The organism is Macellibacteroides fermentans (genome assembly GCF_013409575.1).
Classification (GTDB): Bacteria; Bacteroidota; Bacteroidia; order Bacteroidales; family Tannerellaceae; genus Macellibacteroides; species Macellibacteroides fermentans.
Genome location: NZ_JACCCY010000004.1, coordinates 317902 through 340331 on the forward strand (window position 1 = coordinate 317902; position 22430 = coordinate 340331).

At 46.9% G+C, this 22430-nt stretch carries 18 protein-coding genes and 1 pseudogene; 7 read left to right on the plus strand and 12 right to left on the minus strand.

All coding sequences use genetic code 11. The features are described 5' to 3' along the window. Nucleotides 1-35: 35 nt before the first annotated feature. The 4 genes from F5613_RS14235 to F5613_RS14250 all read right to left on the minus strand — a co-directional run bounded on the left by F5613_RS14235 (nt 36) and on the right by F5613_RS14250 (nt 3153). Nucleotides 36-1370, minus strand: coding sequence for a nucleotide sugar dehydrogenase (locus F5613_RS14235; RefSeq protein ID WP_218858939.1), 1335 nt, complete (start codon nt 1368-1370; stop codon nt 36-38). Between the two features lie 592 nt (nt 1371-1962). Further along, nucleotides 1963-2130 (minus strand): hypothetical protein, encoded by a 168-nt coding sequence (locus tag F5613_RS14240; protein ID WP_179400238.1) that lies wholly within the window; start codon nt 2128-2130, stop codon nt 1963-1965. 111 nt (nt 2131-2241) lie between these two features. After that, nucleotides 2242-2694, minus strand: a complete 453-nt coding sequence (locus tag F5613_RS14245) for a glucosaminidase domain-containing protein (protein ID WP_179400239.1) — start codon at nt 2692-2694, stop codon at nt 2242-2244. A gap of 12 nt (nt 2695-2706) precedes the next feature. Further along, on the minus strand, nt 2707-3153 hold the full coding sequence (locus tag F5613_RS14250; RefSeq protein WP_179400240.1) for an HU family DNA-binding protein: 447 nt from the start codon (nt 3151-3153) through the stop codon (nt 2707-2709). Between the two features lie 223 nt (nt 3154-3376). On the opposite strand from F5613_RS14250, the gene F5613_RS14255 reads away from it, so the two are divergent. The 6 genes and pseudogenes from F5613_RS14255 to F5613_RS14280 all read left to right on the plus strand — a co-directional run. After that, nucleotides 3377-3598 carry a DUF4248 domain-containing protein gene (locus tag F5613_RS14255; RefSeq protein ID WP_068179239.1) on the plus strand — a complete coding sequence of 74 codons (222 nt, stop codon included), beginning with the start codon at nt 3377-3379 and terminating at the stop codon, nt 3596-3598. Nucleotides 3599-3693: 95 nt separating this feature from the next. Then, nucleotides 3694-4221: a hypothetical protein gene (locus tag F5613_RS14260; RefSeq protein WP_179400241.1), complete on the plus strand. Its 528-nt coding sequence runs from the start codon at nt 3694-3696 to the stop codon at nt 4219-4221. A 370-nt stretch (nt 4222-4591) separates the two neighbouring features. Beyond that, entirely contained in the window at nt 4592-5059 is a 468-nt protein-coding gene (locus F5613_RS14265; protein WP_179400242.1) for a helix-turn-helix domain-containing protein, read from the plus strand. After that, complete coding sequence (locus tag F5613_RS14270) at nt 5052-6422, plus strand: replicative DNA helicase (protein ID WP_179400243.1); 1371 nt, start codon at nt 5052-5054, stop codon at nt 6420-6422. Before F5613_RS14265 ends, F5613_RS14270 begins: the two co-directional genes overlap by 8 nt. A 433-nt stretch (nt 6423-6855) precedes the next feature. Continuing rightward, on the plus strand, nt 6856-8793 hold the full coding sequence (locus F5613_RS14275; RefSeq protein WP_179400244.1) for a CHC2 zinc finger domain-containing protein: 1938 nt from the start codon (nt 6856-6858) through the stop codon (nt 8791-8793). A gap of 387 nt (nt 8794-9180) precedes the next feature. Then, a pseudogene (locus F5613_RS14280) lies at nt 9181-9825 on the plus strand (DUF4143 domain-containing protein); the annotation flags it as partial. A 140-nt stretch (nt 9826-9965) separates the two neighbouring features. Here the strand turns inward: F5613_RS14280 and F5613_RS14285 are convergent. Both F5613_RS14285 and F5613_RS14290 read right to left on the minus strand, forming a co-directional pair. After that, the gene (locus F5613_RS14285) at nt 9966-11453 is read right to left on the minus strand and encodes a UxaA family hydrolase (protein WP_179400246.1); all 1488 of its coding nucleotides are present in this window, start codon (nt 11451-11453) and stop codon (nt 9966-9968) included. A 15-nt stretch (nt 11454-11468) separates the two neighbouring features. After that, the gene (locus tag F5613_RS14290; RefSeq protein ID WP_179400247.1) at nt 11469-12902 is read right to left on the minus strand and encodes a tagaturonate reductase; all 1434 of its coding nucleotides are present in this window, start codon (nt 12900-12902) and stop codon (nt 11469-11471) included. Nucleotides 12903-12981: 79 nt separating this feature from the next. On the opposite strand from F5613_RS14290, the gene F5613_RS14295 reads away from it, so the two are divergent. Further along, the gene (locus F5613_RS14295; protein WP_179400248.1) at nt 12982-14016 is read left to right on the plus strand and encodes a LacI family DNA-binding transcriptional regulator; all 1035 of its coding nucleotides are present in this window, start codon (nt 12982-12984) and stop codon (nt 14014-14016) included. Here F5613_RS14295 and nagA read toward each other — a convergent pair. Genes nagA through F5613_RS14325 form a run of 6 tightly spaced genes read right to left on the minus strand, consistent with a single transcriptional unit; the run spans nt 13999 to nt 22420 of the window. Beyond that, nucleotides 13999-15186 carry an N-acetylglucosamine-6-phosphate deacetylase gene (gene nagA / locus F5613_RS14300; RefSeq protein WP_179400249.1) on the minus strand — a complete coding sequence of 396 codons (1188 nt, stop codon included), beginning with the start codon at nt 15184-15186 and terminating at the stop codon, nt 13999-14001. The two genes, F5613_RS14295 and nagA, sit on opposite strands and share 18 nt — an antisense overlap. Further along, complete coding sequence (locus F5613_RS14305) at nt 15183-16538, minus strand: sugar MFS transporter (protein ID WP_179400250.1); 1356 nt, start codon at nt 16536-16538, stop codon at nt 15183-15185. Before F5613_RS14305 ends, nagA begins: the two co-directional genes overlap by 4 nt. A 13-nt stretch (nt 16539-16551) precedes the next feature. Next, the gene (locus F5613_RS14310; RefSeq protein WP_179400251.1) at nt 16552-17313 is read right to left on the minus strand and encodes a glucosamine-6-phosphate deaminase; all 762 of its coding nucleotides are present in this window, start codon (nt 17311-17313) and stop codon (nt 16552-16554) included. Between the two features lie 40 nt (nt 17314-17353). Next, nucleotides 17354-18796 (minus strand): Gfo/Idh/MocA family protein, encoded by a 1443-nt coding sequence (locus F5613_RS14315; protein ID WP_179400252.1) that lies wholly within the window; start codon nt 18794-18796, stop codon nt 17354-17356. Between the two features lie 4 nt (nt 18797-18800). Next, nucleotides 18801-20852 (minus strand): alpha/beta hydrolase family protein, encoded by a 2052-nt coding sequence (locus F5613_RS14320; protein ID WP_179400253.1) that lies wholly within the window; start codon nt 20850-20852, stop codon nt 18801-18803. Nucleotides 20853-20872: 20 nt separating this feature from the next. Next, on the minus strand, nt 20873-22420 hold the full coding sequence (locus tag F5613_RS14325) for a SusD/RagB family nutrient-binding outer membrane lipoprotein (RefSeq protein ID WP_179400254.1): 1548 nt from the start codon (nt 22418-22420) through the stop codon (nt 20873-20875). Between the last annotated feature and the right edge of the window lie 10 nt (nt 22421-22430).

The window sequence follows — 22430 nt, forward strand, 5'->3', positions numbered from 1 at the left end:
TAATTTCTTGATCTTTGGCTGAAAAGTAGAGTTTGTTAGTCTCTCCCAAAAATATCTCTGGTATAAACTTTTTCTTCAACGTCTTTCAAGCAATCATCATAACGATTAGCTACAATGGCTTGCGACATTTCTTTAAACTTTGAGAGATCATTTATTACCTTGCTGCCAAAGAAGCTTTCGCCGTCTTGAATGGCTGGCTCGTAAATAATAACTTCTGCTCCCTTTGCCTTTATGCGCTTCATGATTCCCTGGATGGCACTCTGACGGAAGTTGTCGGAGTTAGACTTCATTGTTAAGCGGAAGATACCGATAGTACAATGACCTGCATTTGCCCGGAATTCGTTGTTGGTGCTGTAGTCGTACCAACCAGCCATACGAAGGACAGCATCAGCGATGTAGTCTTTACGGGTACGATTAGATTCTACTATTGCCGACATCATGTTCTGAGGGACGTCCTGATAATTGGCTAAGAGCTGCTTGGTATCTTTTGGTAGACAGTAGCCTCCGTAACCGAAAGATGGATTGTTGTAGTGATTACCAATACGAGGATCGAGACCTACCCCTTGAATGATGGGACCGGAATCAAGGCCTTTCATCTCTGCATAGGTGTCGAGTTCGTTGAAGTAGCTTACACGAAGAGCAAGGTATGTATTGGCAAATAGTTTTACAGCTTCAGCTTCTTTCGTGCCCATAAAGAGCGTATCAATATCTTTCTTTATTGCTCCTTCTTGTAAAAGTTTAGCGAAGATTTCTGCTGCCTCTTTTAAGTGGTTACCTGCAATTGCATTTATAGCTTCATTTTCTTCTTCAAACTGTTCAATCATTTTAGGATAACCAACAATGATGCGACTCGGATATAGATTATCATATAGCGCTTTGCTTTCACGAAGAAATTCAGGCGAAAACAATAGATTGAGTTTTCGGCTACTTTCGTATCCCATCTGTTTGAATTTCTTGAAATACTTTACATATAGACTACGGCAGTAGCCTACAGGGATCGTACTCTTTATCACAATAGTTGCCTCTGGATTAACTTCCAGTACTACATCAATAACATCTTCGATATTATGGGTGTCAAAGAAATTTTTGACAGGATCGTAATTGGTAGGTGCAGCAATAATTACAAAGTCGGCATCCTTATATGCAGAAGCTCCATCAAGCGTGGCCGTCAGTTTCAGATCTTTTTCAGCCAGATATTTTTCAATATATTCGTCTTGAATAGGAGATATCTTATTGTTGATTTGATTTACCTTTTCGGGTATTACATCTACAGCAATAACCTGATGGTGTTGTGCTATTAAGGTTGCTATTGACATGCCTACATAGCCTGTTCCAGCCACGGCAATCTTTATATCATTGTATGGTCTCATATTGTGATGTGCAATTTAACTTTCAGTTTCGTATAAATATCTAAAATGTATAAACACACCCCTCACGCCTCAAACCCATGTAAGGTTTCAGCGCTGATGCTGCCGGACTGTCTGTTGGGACGGGCCGGGTGGTTGGTTTGTACTTTATTTGATTTTGTTTGGCCCGGGTTTGCATAGTATACTGCTGCCGGGCAACGATCGAATCCCTCTGTGAGAGGGGTTGGTGTTACGGATTTCATTGTGTAGGGTTCCAAAAGGGTTGTTATACCAAAGGTTCGTCACTCCCAAGGGGGTAACTGTTTATACAGGAAAAGGGCATGTTCGTACCGGATATTCCTGTTTTTGTAAATTGTTGGCAAAGATGCTACTTTTTTTAGATAAAAAAAACCTTTTAGCGTGATTTTGTTGTGAATTAAATGTTACAGGGCCGTTTTTGTTTGAGGGGGGCTGGCGGAATCTTTCCTTACGTATACTTTTTTTTATCCTTAAGGGAAGTTTTTTTTTCACTTAAGGGAAGTTTTGCGTAGAAGGGGTGTACGGAGTTTGCAGACACAAAAAAATCCCCTCCGTGGGTACGGAAGGGATTGGATGCCTACACCAGGTGGTTTATGTACCAAGCGGTGGCGGCGGTTACGATAAGGCACCAACCTAACAGGTTGGCGGCACGGGTGGCGGTGGCTTCGCCAGGGTCAGGATCAATCCGCACAGGGCAAGTGTTACCTCGGTCTGCTTCATCACCATCGAAAGGAGGGTGAGGCACAGGAGGGTCCTGAGGACGGGCTGCTTTGGATCGCTTCTTCCGAAAAAAGCAGCCGGCCAGGGCCAGGAGAAGCTCCAGAATTTGTTGTACTTGTTTCATCTTGTTGAGTTTTTAATGTTGTTTGGGTATCAGGGTGGCAATGCTTGCCGATAGCTTCTCCATCAGAATCTGATAGGAGGCGCGGTTGTCGCCGTTTACTTCGCTGATGTACTTGGAGTAGGCGATGCTCTTGGCAAAGGCGGCAGGGTGGAAGGAGAGGTCGGCCGAGGTACGGTAGCTGCCGCGTATCAGCCGGCAGTAGTCCATAAAGCTGTTCTCCATCGTATCGTACCGGCGGAAGGTTAGTCCGCCCTCCGCAAGCTGTATCTTCCCGCCGTGCCAGTAGTTGTTTATCCGTCCGTAGGCAGTTATGCCGAAGAAGTTGTTGTAGGTACTCAGCTTCGACTCGCCCCATCCGGATTCGATGGCCGCCTGGGCCAGTATCACCACCGGGTTGATGTTAAATTCTGCACCCGCAGCTTTCGCCGCGGGGTAGAATTTGTTTACAAAATCTTGTTTTGTCATGGTGCAGGGGGATTAGTATACGTGTTCCTTGTCGCAGGGTTCGGTAACGGTTACGGTAACCGTTTCGGGCTTCACCGTTACATTCTCGAACTTGTTGCCGTCGCGAATCTTGTCCAGCAGCGGATCCGGGCGGAACACAATGCGCGGACGCTTGATGTTGGCCACCGTAAACTCTTTCTCGGTTTCGGTACCTGTAGAACCGAGGGTGATGCGGAAGAGGCCCAGACCCCGTAATCTCACGCTAAATCCGGTGGTAAGTTGCTGGCGCATCACCAGTAACAACGAGTCGAGAATCAAACCGATATCTCCCCTGGAGGCGGAACTCATGGTGCTGATGGCATCTACCAGCGCCTCGTGTTCCATACGACCTGCACTCTGTGCCATGGCATAATACAGTTTACTGTCTGCTTCCGCCCCTTTTGTAAAATTCTTTTTCTGAACCAATTTGTACCTTAACATAGTTTTTTGTTTTTAATGGATGAATAATTCGTTTTTATCAGCTGATGACTCAAAGGTACTACCGGGGGGTGGGGTGGAATCCGGATAGGTCGGTTTGTGTAGGTGAGCATCTTTTTGTGTCCGCGAATGTCCGCGAAAGTGCTTTTAAGGGGTATAATTAGTGAGAAAAGTTTTGTTAAATCATGAATAAATCATTATCTTTATAAGGAATAAATGTAATGCCATGAAACAGGAAGAAAAAGCCATTCTCTATTCTTTTAAGCAACTTTCCATGCGGTATTCGCCGGATCTGCAACCCGATTCTGCCTCCAAACAGCTGATGCGTTGGGTGATGTATCATCCCGATCTGAAGCAGAAACTGGAGAACGCCGGTTGGCACAAAGGGGCCCGCCGACTCACACCGCTGATGGTGGAACTGATTTACGATTCGTTGGGTGAACCATAATTGATATATCTTTGCCGCCCTGTTTGCCAAATTTTGGGTGAAACGGGATTGTAAGTGTATGTGAAAGCGGTTTTAATTTCACAAATAAAAGAAAAATGATAGATTTTAGAAAAATTAACAGTCGAATCGGTAATGTTATATTTCCCGATTCCTGCGCCTCAAAAGAGGAGTTTTTAACCTATATAAATAGCCTGAAATATCCGGGCTGGAGTGCTTTGAATTTTTTCGTTTATCTGTTGCATCCGGAGGTGAAAGTGTTGCCCGGTGTAAAGAGGCTGACCAATCAGTTGCGGAAGTATTTCAAATCGTTTCTGCTGCTGGAGCATGGGCCTCCCCGAAAAGAAGAGGAGGCTGTTCCCCCGTTTATAGTGGTGACTGATTGGGAATTATATTTTGAAAAGGTGTTCGATGCGGTGTACAAAGACCGGATGATTACCCAAATTACTTTGTGGGATTTGAGCATCCATCTGTATAGTATTACGCAGACTGATATCGCACATTCCACCTTCTACTCAAATATGAGTGAAGCGCATGCAGCGTATCGTAAACAGCATAAATTTCACGAATCGGGGTTTATCAGAAAGCCTCGCGGTAGTAACAAAAAAAAGTCCAAAACAAAATAGTATAGTTATGCGGGTTTGCGCCCGTTAACTAATTGAGAATAACTGCCTTTCCATACATTTACAATTATTTTTATAACATTTCTTGTGGTCTGATTTGCTATTTGTAGGTTCGCAGCCGTTAACGGAAGTGTCTGTTACTGTTCTCGCTTTTTCTTCATGCTGGTACGAAAGTACGCCTTTTTATTCTTTTTTATTTTAATATATAGGATAGGGTTTGAGGCGTTTGTGGCGGTGGTGGTGCGGCAGGTGGCTGTACTTTCCGCATGGTCGCTGGCCTTACAGGGCGCTTTCTTGTGCTGAATGTGGCGGGTAGACGGTGTAGGCTGGTTAACGCAAACATTTTATTAACCAATAAATTTAAATTAGTATTATGGACAACTGTGTTGATGATTATCTTCCTTATCTGCGGATTTCCCGCGAGTTACTATCTGTTATTCTTGCTAGGCCTACGCCCCGTAACCGTAAGGACCGGGTTTATGCGCTCATGCAGTTGCGTGCCAATTACCGCGACGGGGTGATGTTGTGCCAGGGTGTGGTATTCGATTGCCTGAGGGGGCAGCTTATTTCAACCCGCGAGGAGATTGCCCGGCAGCTGGGGGTAGATCGTAGTGCGGTGGGGAAGGATATCGCCCTGCTGGAGGCGGAGAATAAGATTGTGTGCCGGCGGCTGGAGTATAGTGTTACCTGTTTTACGGTGGTGGAGTATGATACGCTGCAGCAGGGTAAGCCGCGCCGGTGGATGAAGCCGGTTTCGGGTGACGGTGAGCCGGAGGAGGAGTTGGACAGACCGGCGGTGCGCTATTATGATCGTGCGGAAAGGAGACCGGACGATGAGTGAGCGGAAGGGGCAGTTGCGGGTGGTGCCGGTGCCGTCGTACCACGATATGGGTCCGGCGGAGCGGAACGAGTTGTTTGTAGTGGCGGCGGTATTGCTGCGTACGGATGTGATGGACGAGGTGAGCGGGGTGCTGACTTCCGATATGTTTCTGGATCCGAACCTGGCATTGGCCTTCAGGGCTATCGAACAGGTGTATGCCCGGGGGGTGCTGGTGGATCTGCAGACGGTGGATACGGAGATGTTTCGCCTGGATGAGGTGCATGCGACTCGCCTCCAGGGGATTTCCGGTCTGAAGGAGGGGCTGCGCATGGTGCGGGAGGTGAGCAACGTGATGGTGTATGCCGCGGAGGTGGTGCGTTTTTACCGGTTGCGGTGCCTGCAGGCTTTGGGGGAGTCGCTGGCGATGAAGGCGAATTTGATGGATGGGGATCCGGATGCTTTGATGGAGGAGTTGGAGCGGGAGCTGATGGTCTTGCGCCTGAAGTGTGTGAATGGCGATATGGGGGTGCCGATGGAGGTGGCGGGCCGCAAAGTGCTGGATTATTTCAAGGAGTTGAAGGCGTCTGGCGAGCTGCCTGTGGGTTGCCCCACGGGGGTGAAGGGCCTGGACGAGCTGATGGGAGGGGTGCGTCCTTGCGAACTGATGTTTTTGGCGGCCCGGCCGGGGGATGGTAAAACGGCCATGGGGTTGCACATGGCTTTGGCGTGTGCCCGGGCGGGGTTGCCTGCCTTGTTTGTTACCATGGAGATGAGCGACGAGGAGCTGGTGAAGCGGATGTTCGCCAAGTTGGGTGATATTTCGCCGGACAGCATGCGCCTGTATGGTCCCTCGCTGAAGGAGCTACGCGAGATGGAACGGGTTACGGAGGAGGTGATGCCGGGATTGCCGCTGCGCTTTTTGTTTGCTCCGTCTATTACGCTGGAGCAGCTGCGGGCAAAGGTGCTGATGGCGGTGAAACGGGGGGAGTGTAAGGTGTTGTTTGTGGATTATATTCATCTGATGCAGTTGCCTAAGGGGATGGAGGCGAATCCGGTGGGTGGTCTTGGGGTGCTGGCAAATGGCTTGAAGTCGCTGGCGATGCAGGCGAAGATTCCGCTGATTAGCATGGCGCAGATGAGTAGGAAGATTGAGGAGAGGGGGCCGGCGGCGGTTCCGTTGTCGTCCGATATGAGGGATTCGGGGATTCTGGAGCAGGCGGCGGACATCATTTTGTTTATCCGTAAGCCGGGAAAGAAGGATAACCGGGCGAAGTTGCGGGAGGGGACGTTCTTTCTCACCAAAATGAGGAACGGGGGGACCGGGGAAGTGGATTTTAGGTATTCTATCGGGTTTACTTCTTTTGAAGAGGTTTCTTCCTGTTAGAAGAAATTTCTTCTAATTATACTATTTTTCTATTCCGTTTTCTGTTTTCCCAAAGGTTGGGGTTACCACTTTTTCTTTTCCTTGATGAAAAGAAAAAGTTCGCAAAAAGAAAAATCAAGACTGCGCCTGCGCGAGCTAAAACTGCCTTCTTCCGGCTGAACGGAAATAAACTCGCTGCGCTCAAACAGATTTCCGTTTTTATCGCCTGCAGATGTCAGTTTCTTTACGCTCGCTCCGACGAGGTCGGTCCTTTCCTCCTTCCTCTCCGGAATGCGCTGCGCTGTTCCTCCTTCCTCCTATCTCTTTACTTCCTTTCTTCTTCCTTATATATATGCTATATAATAATGTATACTCTATACTATATATAATGTATGGGGATGGGGTGGTTTTGATTTTGTGTAATTGTTTTGTAAAACTTAAATGATATTTATTTATGAGTGATTTGAAAAGTAGGGTGTTCATGGTGAAGGATTTTGTGAGGATCCAGGATTTGGTTGCGGAGTATACGGGGTTGGGTAAAGAACAGAATGGCAAGTTTATGGTGCGTTGCCCGTTTCATGGGGAAAATAATCCTTCCATGGTGGTAAGGATCCATAACAAGACCTTTAAGTGTTATGCGTGTGGTGTGTCTGGGGATGTATTCGGTTTCGTAATGGAGATGACGGGTTGCTCTTTCTACGAAGCGCTCACTTCCCTCGAAGTAAGAGCGGGCATATCGCCTCCTACTCAATACAATAGTTCTGCGAAGCCTTTCACTCCCAAATCCAAATCTGCTGCTAATGCGCTGCCTTCCAATTCTGGCGACTCTTCTTCTGGTCTTACAGCTTCTTTTGGTTCGGATTCATCCGCCAACTCAACTGCTGTTAAATCACCTACTGAAGTGATATCTTCCTCTTCTTCAGGTAGTTCTATTTCAGATTCTAATACTTCTGATGGCATTTCTGTTACCACGGCTTCTTCTGATGGGGCGACTTCTTCTCCATCTCCTTCTGGCAATCCCGCATCCGGTTCTTCTTCTAATGCTGGCGATGCCACGGCTCTAACTCCTGGTGGGGCTTCGGACGGGACGCTTTTTGGGTTTGGGGGTGTGAAAAAGGAGGTGAAAAAGGAGGAGGAGTTGTCGAGGGTGATGTTGATTGAGCTGAATACGGATTTTTTGAAGGTGTTGGGTGGGTATGATCCTCAGTGTGAGGGGCTGCTGAAGGTGTACGTGGATTTTGAGGTGGGGGTTTCGCCGTGGCATTGGAGCTACCGGGGAGATAAGTTGTTTAAGGGGATGTTGGACCGGGTGGTGTTTCCGCTGAGGGATGCCCAGGGGGTGTTGGTGGGGTTCTCGGCTCGCCATAAGTCGGCTTTGCCGCCTCCGGATGGTTGGGGGAAGGGGTGCCCAAAATATATTAACAGTGCGGGGAGTGCGTTGTTTAAGAAGCGGGAGTTGTTGTACGGGCTGCATCGTACGGCCAAGGCGATACGGTTGCGCGGGTTTGCCTTTCTTGTGGAGGGGTATAAGGATGTGCTGGCCATGGTGGCGGCAGGGTTTGGTAATACGGCGGGGCTGTGCGGACTGGAAATTACGGAGGGTCACCTGGATCTGCTGGCGGGGTTGTGTACCCGGGTGGTGCTGCTTACGGATGGCGACGTTCGGGGGCAGGCGGCAGTGCCGAAGTTTGAAGGTTTGCTTAAGGGTGCCGGCTTCGGGGTGCTTTCGCTTTCGCTGCCCGACGGGGAGGATCCCGACTCGCTGTTCCGCCAATTGGGTGCCGAGGGCTTGCGTACCTTAATAGAGTCGTTGCTTTGTCCCCCACGCCTTTTATCGCCTGTTTTACCTCCTTCCAACAGTATGTCCGAAGACTCTATTTTACTTTCTGTTTCCGACAAACTAATTTCACCCCTTCCCGAGTCCTATTTTAGGACCGAAGAGGTTGTTTTACCCTATATAAAGGAGATGAAACCATCTTTTGATGGGGTTGAATCTCTCCATGCGGAAGTGTCGGAACCTTCCCTTGCAGAGGCAAAATCCTCCTTTGATGGGATTGAATCTTCCCCCGCGGCTGTATCGGAAACCTCCCTTATGGATACAAAATCATCCTTTGATGGTACTGTGTCAGGCTCTCCGGAGGTGAAACCTTCAGGGTGTGATGCGGAAAATAGCGGGGTTCCGAATGCCGCAGGAGAGGATACGGCGGAGGTAGAGTCGGCAGCTGTTTCGGAAGAGGATTTGCTGATAAGGGATGTGGACAGTCTGGTGGCGTCGTTGGCCTATGTGGCCCGCCCAACAGAGAAACAGCGGATGATTGCCCGCCTCTCTACGCTGCGGGAACGGTTGGTGAAGGTCTCCGTCCTCTTGAACCGCCCGCCCTCGGTGTTGTAAAGAAGGGGCTCGCGCCCCTTTATTATAGTTTTTGTTGTAAAAGTATAATAAGAAATGGACTATTTTAAATTTTGATCTAAAATTAAAATAAGGAATAGAGGGAGCTCCTTTTGTATAATAATAGCTTGGATTTGCAAAAGTGGTTCGAATTTATGTATTTACCCTCTCAGTTTTCATGAATACCTGTTGGCAATGGGTCAGAAGCCATTGCTCGACTTATTATTGAGCCGTGACTGGACGCTTATAAAAAGTTTTAGAGAAAAATTTATACAACAGCTGCGACTGTATTATTATATTGGTGGTATGCCGGAGGTGGTTCTTTCGTTTAGCGATAGAAATGATTTCAGGGAGGTTCGAGCCATTCAAAAACGTATTCTTTCTGCTTATGAGCAGGATTTTTCAAAGCATGCACCTAATGAGATCGTCCCACGTATCCGGATGTTGTGGAATTCCATTCCTGCTCAACTGGCCAAAGAGAATAAAAAATTTATATATGGGGCTGTTAAAGCTGGTTCAAGGGCGAAAGATTATGAACTGGCCTTGTCGTGGCTCATTGATTGTGGATTGATTCACAAAATTTGCAGGGCTTCCAAGCCGGGTATTCCGTTGAAGGCTTACGAGGATCCGGGTGCTTTTAAATTGTTTATTGTAGACGTAGGGTTACTTGGGGCCATGGGGGATATTGATGTGAAAACATTGCTTGAAGGGAATGTTATATTTGAGGAATTTAAAGGGGCCCTGACCGAACAATATGTGTTGCAACAATTAATGATGAAGGAAGATCTGGCTATTTATTACTGGACTTCGGGAACGTCGACGGCCGAATTGGATTTTATGATTCAATATGCTGGAAAGGTTGTGCCAATCGAGGTAAAGGCGGAAGAGAATCTGCAGGCCAAAAGCCTGAAAGCATTTTATCAGAGATACGCCCCGGATACTTCCATACGTACCTCCATGTCCGATTTCAGACAGGAAGAATGGCTGGTGAATATCCCGCTGTATGCAATCGGTACCTTGCCTGAAATTATATAAAGGGTGGGGGCTTCTTTAATATCTTTAAATCCTAGCTATATATTTTGAAAAAACTTATTGGGTATTAAAATATTATATTGTTGCTTCATAATTATTAGAAATAGCCTAAGTCACTTTTTAGTGGTTTAGGCTATTTCCTTTTACAAGGTTACTCCGGTTTTAAAGAGGGCTATTTCTTTGTATCCGTTTATTTCGTGTTTTAACATGGAGCCTTCTGCTACGGCCAGTACCTTTTTTGTAAATTGCTGCAACAGGGTATCCATGGGGGTTCCTTCCAATAAAATACCGGCATTAAAGTCGAGCCAGTTTTTTTTCTGATTGTATAATGCCGAATTGGTTGCTATTTTTATGGTGGGCACAAAGCTGCCGAACGGGGTACCTCTGCCGGTGGAGAACAGGATGAGCTGACAACCGGCAAAGGCCAGTGCCGAAGAGGATACCAGATCGTTGCCAGGCGAGTTGAGCAGGTTGAGTCCTTTTTTGGTTGCCGGTTGGGCGTATTGGAGTACATCGACTACGGCGGAGCAGCCTCCTTTTTGAGTGCATCCCAGTGATTTTTCTTCCAGGGTGGTAATGCCTCCGGCTTTGTTTCCCGGTGATGGGTTTTCATAAATGGGTTGGTTGTTTGCCCGGAAGTAGTCTTTGAAATCATTTATGAGGGATACCACCCGGTTGAATGTTTCGGTGTTTTGGGCCCGGTTCATTAAGATGGTTTCTGCACCGAACATTTCGGGTACTTCAGTCAGAATGGTGGTTCCCCCTTGCCCGATGAGCCAGTCGGAAAACCTTCCCTGCAGGGGGTTGGCAGTTATTCCGGAAAATCCGTCGCTGCCTCCGCATTTGAGTCCTACTTTGAGTAATGATATGGGCAGAGGCTGGCGGTGGTCTTTTTTCATTTCCAGCACCAGCTCTTTGAGGAGGGAAAGTCCCACCTCTATTTCGTCTTCCACCTCCTGGGCAATCAGAAAGCGAACGCGCGATTCGTCCCAGGTCTGCATTACTTTCTTAAAGGACGTCTGTTGGTTATTTTCGCAACCCAGACTTAACACCAGCACGCCTCCGGCGTTGGGGTGTTTGGCCAGTGCAGCCAGTCCCTTTTGCGTGTTAAGCAGATCGTCTCCCAGCTGTGAGCATCCGTAATTGTGGGTGTATACCCGTATATCGTCTATATGATTAGTGTCTGTCTCCTTTTTGAGGCGATCGATCATGGTTTGTGCAATACCATTTACGCATCCCACAGTAGGGATTATCCACAATTCGTTGCGAATACCCATCCTGCCGTCGGACCGGAGGTACCCGTTTACAGTGAGATTGCTTTCGGATACTTCCGTATTGTATGCTTCCTTCTGATACCTGTAGGTAAGGTTGTCGCTCAGGTTGGTTGCCAGGTTATGGGAGTGAATATGCTGTCCGGCTTGTATGTTGGAAAGCGCCTGTCCGATTGGGTATCCGTATTTGTAGATGTTGTTTCCCTTCGCAATGGCTTGGGAGGCAAACTTATGTCCGGCCGGGATATCTTCTTTTAGCGTGAATGACGAATTATCGCTTTGAATGAGGTGTCCGGCCGGTAAATTCCGGAGGGCTACCCATGCATTGTCGGCTTCGTGTATTTTTAGGAATGTATTCATTTCTGTCTGTTTTATTTATTCGATGATACGGTATAGTTCTTGTTCCGGACCGTGGGTCAGGATGTTTGCTGCAGCTGTGCCCACCTGTTCGATAAAACCTGGTATGGCGGTAAAATCGTTGCTCCAGACGGATCGGTTTTCAAGGATGTTTTTGATCCATAGCCCGGGTGTATCCGGATTGAATGTACTCCGGATAAAATGAACGGCATCTGCCGCATCATTGGGTTGAAAGCTGATACGGCTTTTTCCGCTGTACAATACCAGCAGTGAGGCAAGCGAAAAGGCACTGAGCGGAGCTATTTTCTTATATTTATCGTAGTAATCTTTTACCGTGGGATAGTTGCGTGTTTCCCATTTTGACAGGGAGTTAAGGGCAATGTCCTTCAGGTAATGATTGATGTAGGGATTGTAGAACCGTTCCAGTATCTGGGACGCATAATCGCACAATTGCTCTTGATTCTCCGGAATAATGGGAATGATTTCGCCAAAAACCAATTTACGGATATAGGAGCGGATAAGCGGATGCGAGATTGCCTCGCGTACGGACAGGCAGTTCAGTTGCAAGGCCAGAGATGCCATGGCCGTGTGTGAACCGTTCAATATACGTACTTTTCGCGTACGGATGGGATGGATATTATCTGTAAACACAACGTTTAGTCCGGCCCGGTGGAACGGAAGCAGCTCTTCTATCTGCGGATCTCCGGCGATGGCCCACAGATGGAAGTATTCGCCCTTTACTACCAGGTTATCGTCGTAACCCAGTTCCTCTTTAATTTCGTGGATGGAATCCGACGGAAACCCGGGAACGATTCGGTCTACCAGCGTGTCGTAAAAATAACAGCAGTTTGTAACCCATTGAATAAAGCTCGCCCCGAGGTTTTCTCTTTTTGCATGTGCCAGAACGTAGCTGCGAAGGGTAGATCCGTTGTCTTCTATCAGTTCGCAACAGATTATAGATAAACCACTGTTTGCGTTCCCTCCGAACTTTTTGAACCTTTTGTAAAGTAAGGCTGTAACTTTTGCCGGAAAGGTTTTAGGCGGACAAGCAGACAGGTCGTCCTGGTCGTCGTACCTGATGCCGGCTTCGGTGGTATTGGACAAAATTAATTTAAGATCCGGACTGAGTATCAGGTTCTCGTATGCGTTGTATTCCTTGTACGGGTTAAGAGCGGTCTGGATACAACTGATAAGGCGGTTTTCTTTAACCGGCTGTCCGTTTTTTATTCCTTGCAGGGTAACGTGATACAGGCCATCTTGTTGATTGAGCAAGTCGCTGATACCCTGTTCGATGGGCTGTACAACTGCTACGCCGTGCGCTGTTAGTCCGTCCGAATTTATTTTGTCGATCATCCAGTCGGCAAAGCCCCGTAAAAAATTGCCCTCGCCGAATTGGAGGATTGTTATGGGCAATGGCTTTCTGTTTGTTGTTGTCGAGTTTATCGCTTTCATGTTTATTTATTTGTAAAATGATTCTTATATTTGCATACAGACAGAGTTATAGCGTGAACCGAAAATTAATGTATTTTTAATGAAAAAACGTCCCCTACGTATAAAAGATATCGCAGAGATTCTCCAAATATCCGTTTCTACAGTTTCGCGTGCACTAAGGGATACCTACGATGTAAATCCGGAAACGAAGGAAAAGGTGCTTGCCTTGGCCAACCAGTTAAAATATAAACCCAATTTTAACGCGGCTGCTTTGGCATCGGGCAATACTAAAAATATTGGTGTCGTTATTCCTTTCATTACTAATTATTACTTTTCGACGGTTATTTCCGGTATCCAGGAGGAGGCTTATACGAACGGGTACAATATTATATTGCTGGTAACCAATGATAGTTCCGAAAGGGAACTTAGTATGATTAAAAATCTTTCCGTAACGAGCCTCGACGGTCTGCTTGTTTCAATCTCTTCCAATTCGGTAATGAGTAATCATTTTCAGGAATTGACAGAAGAGGGGGTGCCTTTGGTATTTTTCGACAGGGTACCGGATGATATAGTGGCATCCAAAGTATTGCAAGATGATTTTTCGGGGGCTTTTCAGGCTACAGAACATCTTATCTTACATGGCTATACTAAAATTGCCCATATTGCGGGAAGCGAACATCTGTCTTTTACCCAGAGACGATTGCAGGGCTATGTATCTGCACTCGAAAAATATGATTTACCTGTACGTAAAGAGTGGATTATCTATTCGGGTTTCTCGCAGCAATGCGGTGAATCCGATATGAATATCCTGCTGAACATGAAGGAGGTTCCCGATGCTGTTTTTGCTGTAAACGACCGAAAGGCTGTTGGGGCTATTCAGGCGTTGAAAAAGCGGCAGATAAAAGTTGGCAGCGAGTTTGGAGTGGTTGGTTTTACCAACGACCCGATTTCGACTATTATCGATCCGGCGTTGACAACGATGGAAGAGCCTGCCTTCGAAATCGGAAAAATGAGTTGCAGCCTTCTTATCAAGCACATTACAAATAAACATTTTCTTCCGAAGGAGATTGTTTTGCCCGGCCGACTGATTATCCGGGACTCTTGTTTGGGGGCCTCTTCATCGTTGATAGATTGATTTTCCGTTAATAATCGTTTCACAGATATTGATATCGTTGTCGAAAATAACCAGGTCGGCGTCTTTGCCGATGTCTATCGTTCCCTTGCTGTTTTCTATTCCGAGTATGCGTGCCGGTGTATGGGTAATCATGCGGACGGCTTCGGGAAGGGATACTCCGGCCTGACTGATCATGGTCCTCACCAACCTGTCTCCCGTGGCTACACTGCCGGCAAAGGAGCTGCGGTCCGGCAGTTTGGCCACTCCGTCTTCGATGATTACCGGTAGTCCGTTTGCTTTTCCGCCCAGTATACTGGGGCCTTCTGGCATTCCGGATCCCCGCATGGCATCGGTGGTTAAGGCAATGTGTCCGGCTCCTTTAATCTGATAGATAAGCCGGAGTAACGGAGCGGGCAGATGAACACCGTCCGCAATAATCTCCACATCCATATTTGGTAACAGATAGGCACTTTCCACTACTCCGGCATACCGGTAGGCATTCCGCCTGGTTACTCCGGTCATCCCGGAATATAGATGGGTAACAAGGCTGTATCCGTTTTCGAATGCCGTTACAACCTCTTCGTACACAGCTTCGGTGTGCGCAATAGACGCAATGATTCCCCGGTTTCGCAATACCTGTCCGAATTCGATGGCTCCCGGAAGCTCCGGTGCCACACTCCATCGTTTAATGGCATCGCATTTATTTAGAATTTCGCTATACTCCGCCGGATCCGGATTTCGCAAGTATCTGGGATCCTGTGCTCCCCGCTGGTTATAACAGAAATAGGGCCCTTCTAAATGGATCCCCAGAAATTCGGCCCCGTGGGTGTTGAGAATTTCCGCTTCTTTGTAGGTGTCGAACAGTTTATAGAGCTCTTCCTTCCCGCTGGTAAGCGTAGTTGGCATAAGCGAAGTGGTGCCGTGTTTTGCATGGGTTTCGGCTATTTTAAGAAATGCTTCAACCGTACCATCCATAAAATCGGCACCACCGCCTCCGTGCACGTGCATATCTATGAAGCCTGGCGCAACATAGTGGCCCCGGGCATCGATTGTCTGCGCTGCTTCTGCATCGGAGACGGTTTCGGTTATACGGGCTATCTTCCCTTCTTCAATCCACAGCGTTTTATGCTCCAGAATCTGGTGGGGAGTTACTAATTTCCCGTTGATAATTCTAACTGATGTTTTTTTCATACACTTTCATTTATCTGATCTGTTTTTGTTGCTAAGGTCCAAGTCCGTATTTTATACCCTTTGTGCGCATAGAATACCAGGTAAAGGTAGCAGGGTAACAAAACCCAATAGGCTTGTCTGGCATCTGTAATATCTGCCATTGCTCCGTATAGGAGTGGTAATAATGCATTTCCGCAAAGCCCCATAATAAGTAATCCGGCTCCTTGTTTGGTATATCTGCCCAGTCCGTCCAATGCCAGGGGCCAGATACCGGCCCAGATCAGCGCGTTGGGAAATCCCAGACAAACCACAAACCAAATGGAGATATCCACGTGATGATTGAGTAGAAAAGTGGGCCCAGAAGCAAATAAAATTAACAGGGTGAACAGGGTACCGGCAAGGGTACAGAACTGTAACATTCTGGTTTGCTTTATAAATTTGGGAATAAGAAATATACCTGCCAGGTAACCGACAATGGAGGCTGTTAAGGTATAGGACGGAAATGTTTTCGCTTCAATCAGGTTCAGTCCCATGGAGGAGGCATATCCGATAATTGTGTCGATGGCGATAACCTGCGTTCCCACATGCAGAAAGATGGCTAAAGCTCCCAACACCAGATGGGGAAACTGGAATATGGAGTGCTTTCCGGCATTGGCCTTGGATAATTCGTCCGATTCGTGCTCGGTATCAATTTCAGGCAAGGGTGAATACCGGATAAACAGCCCGATGAGGAATAGGATTACTCCCACAACAGCATAGGGCAGGATTACCCTGGCAACCAATTCATCTAAGGCTTCACTACGGCTTACGGTATCCATGTGGGGAATTGCTTCGAAAAGGGCACTGTCTGTAGGCCTTAAAATGGCTGCGGCAAAGGCAAGGGGCGCCAGAATTCCGGCGCCTTTATTGCATATTCCCATGATACTGATTCGTTGAGCCGCCCGTTCGCGGGGGCCGAGAATGGTTATGTAGGGATTGGCCGCAGTTTGCAAAATCGCAAGTCCGGTGCCCAGGGTAAATAAGCCGGCAAGAAATATTTCGTACGTTCTGAACATGGCTGCGGGAATAAAGAGGAATGCTCCTGCAGCCATAATCCAGAAGCCGATCATCATGCCTTTCTTAAATCCGGTTGTTTTAAGAATCCAGGCCGATGGAACGGACATTACAAAATAGGAGATGTAAAAAGAAAATGTAACCAGATAGGATTGGAAATTGCTTAATTCGCATCCTATCCTGAAGAATGGAATCAGAATTGCATTCACCCACGAAACAAAACCAAATATGAAAAACATCATCCCGATTATTCCAATGGACAGGATGGTTTGACGACTGGTAAGTGATTCAACATTGTACTTTTCTGTATTCTTTTTCATTTCCTGTTGTTTATTATAAATTTGTTATTTCCGAAGTGTTACTGATTAACGATGCAGATTGCGAATCGAGGTAAAAGTAACAGGCCGGGTGTATTTGCAATATACTGGCCGGATGAAGGTTGCTTACCTCTTTGGTAAGGCAGTTCATTACGGCTTGGGCTTTGCGCTGATCCGGTACGGCACAAATAATATATTTAGACAGCAACATTTGCTTGATAGACATACTGATGGCCTGTGTGGGGACGTCGTCTATGGTCTTAAACCATCCCTCACCAAGCTGTTGCGTTCTGCATACCGTGTCGAGATTGACTACAATATAGGGATTTTCTATATCAAAATCGGCAGGGGGATCGTTAAAGGCCAGATGTCCGTTTTCGCCTATTCCTACAAATGCCAGGTCGATTGGATAGCGGCGGATTATATCGCCCAGCCGTTTGCACTCTTCTTCCGGATTCTCTGCTTCGCCGTTGATGAGGTATACCTCCCTGAGTGCCGGCAAGCGGTTGATAAACCGTTCTCTTAAGTACTTACGGAAACTTGCCGGAGACGATTCCGGAAGTCCGATGTATTCGTCGAGATGGAACATCCTGACTTTACTCCAATCGATGCCTTCCTCTGCGATCAGTTGTTGCAGTGTTTCGAACTGACTCATTCCTGTAGCGAGAATGATATTGGCTTCTCCTTTTGTTTGAAGGGAATAACGGATTATTTGTGCGGCTTTCTTTCCAGCCTCTTTTCCCAGATCAAATTTGTCTTTGCTTACTTTAATATTCACGAGTTTTTTTATTAAATGATACTTGATTGTTTTGTATTTGTTATCTCATTCTTACACCGGTATTGCCTCCTTTTTGAAGACTGATATCGTGGGGTTGGTTGTTTTTCCAGTTTCCTGCCGTAAAATCGGGGATATCGATGGCGGCCGACCGGTTGGCAACAGACCATTCGCTAAGGGGCGAAATAACACTCCATGAGGCAGCATCATACACATCCATGTCCATCGGTAGTCCGTTACGCAGACAATCGATCAGACGCCAGTCCATCATAAAGTCCATTCCCCCGTGACCGCCAATCTGCTTGGCAAGATCGCCAATTTGCCTGGTTATGGCCGGTGTGTAGGTCTGCTCCAGCTCTTGCATGACGGTATCGGTCACCCAACCATCGTGTCCGAAGGCTATTTTGCCGGGTAGCGGGTACTTTTGTGCAAATGCCTTGGTGCCGCTTACCAGATGAATTCTTGAATAGGGGCGTGGCGATGTTACGTCGTGCTGTAGCAGGATGGTACTTCCGTTGTGATTGCGGATGGTACTTGTATTCATATTTCCTCTGAAGGGCTTGTCTATATACTGCTTGAAGTAAGGATTGGATGCAGCTGCCTCTTTAGCCTTTTCGTTAAGCATGAAATCGTTGGACGACATGGATACGAGATACTCCATCTTATTACCGCGGTTGATGTTGAGAATCTGACAAACCGGTCCGATCCCATGGGTAGGGTACAGGTTGCCGTTGCGGGTGGAATTTTCTTTGAGTCGCCAGAAATCATATCTTTTTTCTTCTTGAAAGAGACCTTCGAATATGTCATGAATATAGGCTCCTTCGCAATGAATAATGTCTCCGAAGTATCCCTGCCGGGCCATATTCAATGTGAGCAATTCGAAAAAGTCGTAACAACAGTTTTCAAGCATCACACAGTGTTTCCTCGTTTTCTCGGATGTTTCAACCAGTTTCCAGCAATCTTCTACGGTAGTGGCCGCCGGAATTTCCAGTGCTACGTGCTTTCCCTGTTCCATGGCGTAGATGGCCATGGGAGCATGTAATTCCCAGTGTGTGGCGATGTAGACCAGGTCTATATCATCTCGTTGGCACATTTGCATCCACGCCCCGTCACTGTCGGTATAGAGTATGGCTTTGTGTCCATCGCTTTTAATTCGTTGTTTGGCCTCCTGTGCCTTTTCCGGACGGACATCGCAGATTGCTGTGATGTTTACGTGATCGATCTGGCTCATTCTTTCTACTGCAGCAGATCCTCTGTTTCCCACTCCGATAAAACCGATGCGCACCGTGTCTATGGCCGGAGCGCAATATCCGGACATGTTAAACCGATGCGGATGCTTTGCTTCTGCTGCCTTTTTTATGTGCGGGAGTTTACCGCCCGGATGGGACTTGCCGGGTTCGATACCCTGTATGGGAGCTGTATTTCCGATCCATCCCGCACCTGCCAGTCCGGCAAGTTTTAGAAAGTTTCTACGATTGATACTCATAGTTTTATTTTTTTATATCGTTATAAATAAATTTAATGTGATTCGCTTTACCGGCTTTTTGCACCATATCAATGAATTCTTTCCCGTAGAGGATCTGTTCTTCCTTGGATAAGGTCCGTCCGGATATACTGCGGGGGTCAATAACGGTTATCGGAGCCTCGGTAAGAGAGGCGGCCAATGAAATGTCTCCCCAAACCAGAAATTCCGGAAGATAGATCGACATGTTATAGAAATTTATATTTGGCTCCTGATCAAACAGATAGCTGATGGGGCCTTCCTCCAGTATGAGCGGGTCTTTACCGTTGGTGATAGCTGCGTGTAACAGGATGGCTACTGCAGTTTCTCTGTATCCGCACAAGGTAATATGGCGGGCTTGATAGTTTGTTTTGATAACCTGTTGTATGGCATCTACCTCTTCGATCCAGTTTCCCATGATGGTCTTACCGAGCCATAGTAACGATCTGGACAGGGTGTGGAAGGGTGGAAGAGAACCATCTATTCGCCGGGCTTCGGCGGATTCCTTTTCGCCTGTTCCCCACAGATCGGCCAATACAACGCCTGCGTTGCCGGCAGAATACTTCGCAAGCAAGTTGTCGGGTATACTGTCTTTCCCTGATGGATAAAAGAGCAGGTTGTACGTCCGATTTTCGCCTGATGGGTGTTTGATGAGCAGGGGAATTAAATTTCCGCCTTCAGTTTCTATAATTATTTTTTCCCATCCGTTTACTGTTCCGGTTGGGTGTGTTTTTTTAACGGCATCGGGGATGAAGCCGGTTAAATTGATCAGTTCCGAACGTTTAACCCCGTCTGGGAAGTTGGCTGTGTCAAACATCTTTTTTCGTAGCATCTGTCCTTTTTCCCTGCAAAACTGTGCCGTTGTTGCCACCTCTATTTCTCTGGGCACACCCATATAGGTTGCCAGGCTGTCTTCCGGCAAAATAGTTATTTTATCTATTACGGTATAATTAGGACGGCTTCCGTTCTTAAGGTGTTGATTGAACCAGGAAAGCATACTGATCTGCATCTCATTCCAATAACCGTGTCCGCTGTTGAATAATTCGTATTCAATTTGTTTTGCCGCTCCATTGGAAGCGTATATTTGTTTTGCTTTTTTGAAAGACCGAAGCATCTGAGCGGATGTGAAAGCCGGATTGGCATCGTTCATCGCCGTAAGGATTTTAAGAGGACGAGGAGCCATACTCCCTAAAACGGTCCAGGTTTCCAATCCACAAAGTCCGGATGGCAGTAATTCGCAGAAACAGTTGCTATTCATTATATAGGACTCGAAGGTGCCGATGCTAACTACCGGAACGATGGCCTTGATGCGGTTGTCTGCTGCAGCCAGCCACATGGTTTGATTCCCCCCACCGCTGGCCCCGGTAGCCCCTATGTTGGAAGAGTCCACATAAGGTAAACTGCACAGGAGGTCGACTGCCCGGATGTTATCCGTGAGTTGTTGTCCCAGTAAAGAGCTGCCGACATGGAGTAATGAGGCCCCAAGACCGGATCCATGATATTCGTGCATGTGTGGATTGGGAGATCTTTCACCTGCTCCCCAGGCATCTACATTGATACACACATATCCGTTTTGAGCGAGCAATTGGGCGGTTGTCTGGGCTATTTCCGTACGACGGGCTCCCGGCCAATGTCCATGCATATTTACTACTGCCGGAAAGGGACCTGTACCCTCCGGAACATAGAGTGAGGCGGTAACATATACTCCCGGTTGCGACTGATAACGGATATTTTCTATACGGAATGATCCGAGTTGAATGGTTTTAGTTGATTTTAGGTTTAATGGGGTCTTGTTGTGATACGTTACTCCTGCCTGCGTGAAAATAAACGACCGGATAGAGTCTTTGTTAGTAACTGTGTTTTCGTTTGTGTATAGCCCGGATATCGCTTGGGAGGCAGCTTTGGCCTGTTCGCGTATGCCGATAGCGGTTTTATCGGGTGTGTTTGCCGAGAATACTTTAGGCAAAGTTGTTTGCCCAAGCACGGACTGAGCCATGCTTGTGCAAACGAAACTTAATACTATCAGATTGTAAAATCGCATATTTGTTTTTTAGATTGTTATTAATCTACATCCCACCAAACGCTGGTTGCCGTATTATCAGCTCCACCGAGTAATGCCCTGCCTTTTTCAAGTTCGGCAGCATTGTTTGTTTCTTCCGTTGGAGGATAGGGGAATCTTTTGATAAATGCACCCCCGGGAAGATCGGGATTATCCGATTGAACAACAGGATACATTTTGGGGTAGCCGGTTCTTCTGAATTCGGCCCATGCTTCCATTCCGTTGGGGAATAATGCCAGCCATTTTTGTGTGCCGATCTGTTCTCTTTGTATAGTTACGTTGGAAGCCCATTTGATAGGGGTACTGGCAACAGCTGGCGAATTATTTGCATCGTCAGGTGCAGAGGGGAGTGCGGCCGACTGAATATACTGATTCGCAGTTTCCGAGTTCGCGCCCCATTGGGTTAAACTGGCCTGTATCCCTTTTTCATAAAGTTGCTGAGCTGTTTCGGTTCCCATATCCCATCCGTTAAGGGCACCTTCGGCACGTAAGAAGTAGGCTTCGGCACAACACATTACATGGAATTTAGCTGTTAGATTCGGTGCAAATGTTTTGTCGGCCTGTGGTAGTACCCAATATGTTCCGATGTTTGAATTTTGCGCAGGCCGGTTTCTTGCAATTCCAAGAGCAGTAGCCGAAAGTCCGTTACGGAGACTGTTATATTTTCCGGATGTGATATCCGGTTGGAAATATACCGATAGTCTGGGGTCGTTGTATCCTTTCAGATAAGAGGCAATGGTGGAACTCATAGCGAACTCATTCCAGGCTGCGACCTGCGATAATCCGTTGGTGTCGTTTCCTGCAGATGATTTATCTAAGAAGGCATTTTCTGAATTATCTGTCAATACTCCAGATTTTACTGCAGATTCGGCCTCTATTTTGGCTCTTGCCGGATCTGCCTTGGATATTCTTAAAGCCAGACGTAAACGTAATGTATTGGCAAATTTAATCCATTTGGATACATCGCCATTGTACATAAGTTCGTATCCTTTGAATACGGTTGTACCGGCAGGAAGAGCCTTGAGGTTACTAACAGCCGCATCGAGGCGTTTGAAGAAATCATCATAAATCTCCTGTTGCTTGTTATAGGGTATACTTTTATTTGCCTCAGCAGCTCCAAAATAAGGAATGGGACCGAAGTGGTCTGTCAGCCTGTGAAATGCATATACCCAAAGGATATTGGCCAGAGCCTCTTCGCCTGAGTTTGGATTGGCATTTTCGAGAATTGACTTTAGCTGTGGTGCCGTATCTACATAAACAACCGACCAGAATCTACGTTGCCAATCGCGGGTCATAACGTATCTGTCTGTAGCAAAGGAGGTACTGGTGAGTGCAAAATACTGCGCGTAGAGGTCGGCCCCCAGATTCTGTACCGTCTGATAAAAACTACGGTTCATTGAAGCCGAAGACTGAGCTTTTGCAAACATGAAGGGCATTTCCCTTTGTCCCACTTCCGTTAGTTTATTGGGATCTGTATTCATTTCTTCGAAGTTGCCTGTACAGGAGGACAAGCTTAGAATAGCTGAAAGGATAACTATATATTTATTCATAACTTTTCAT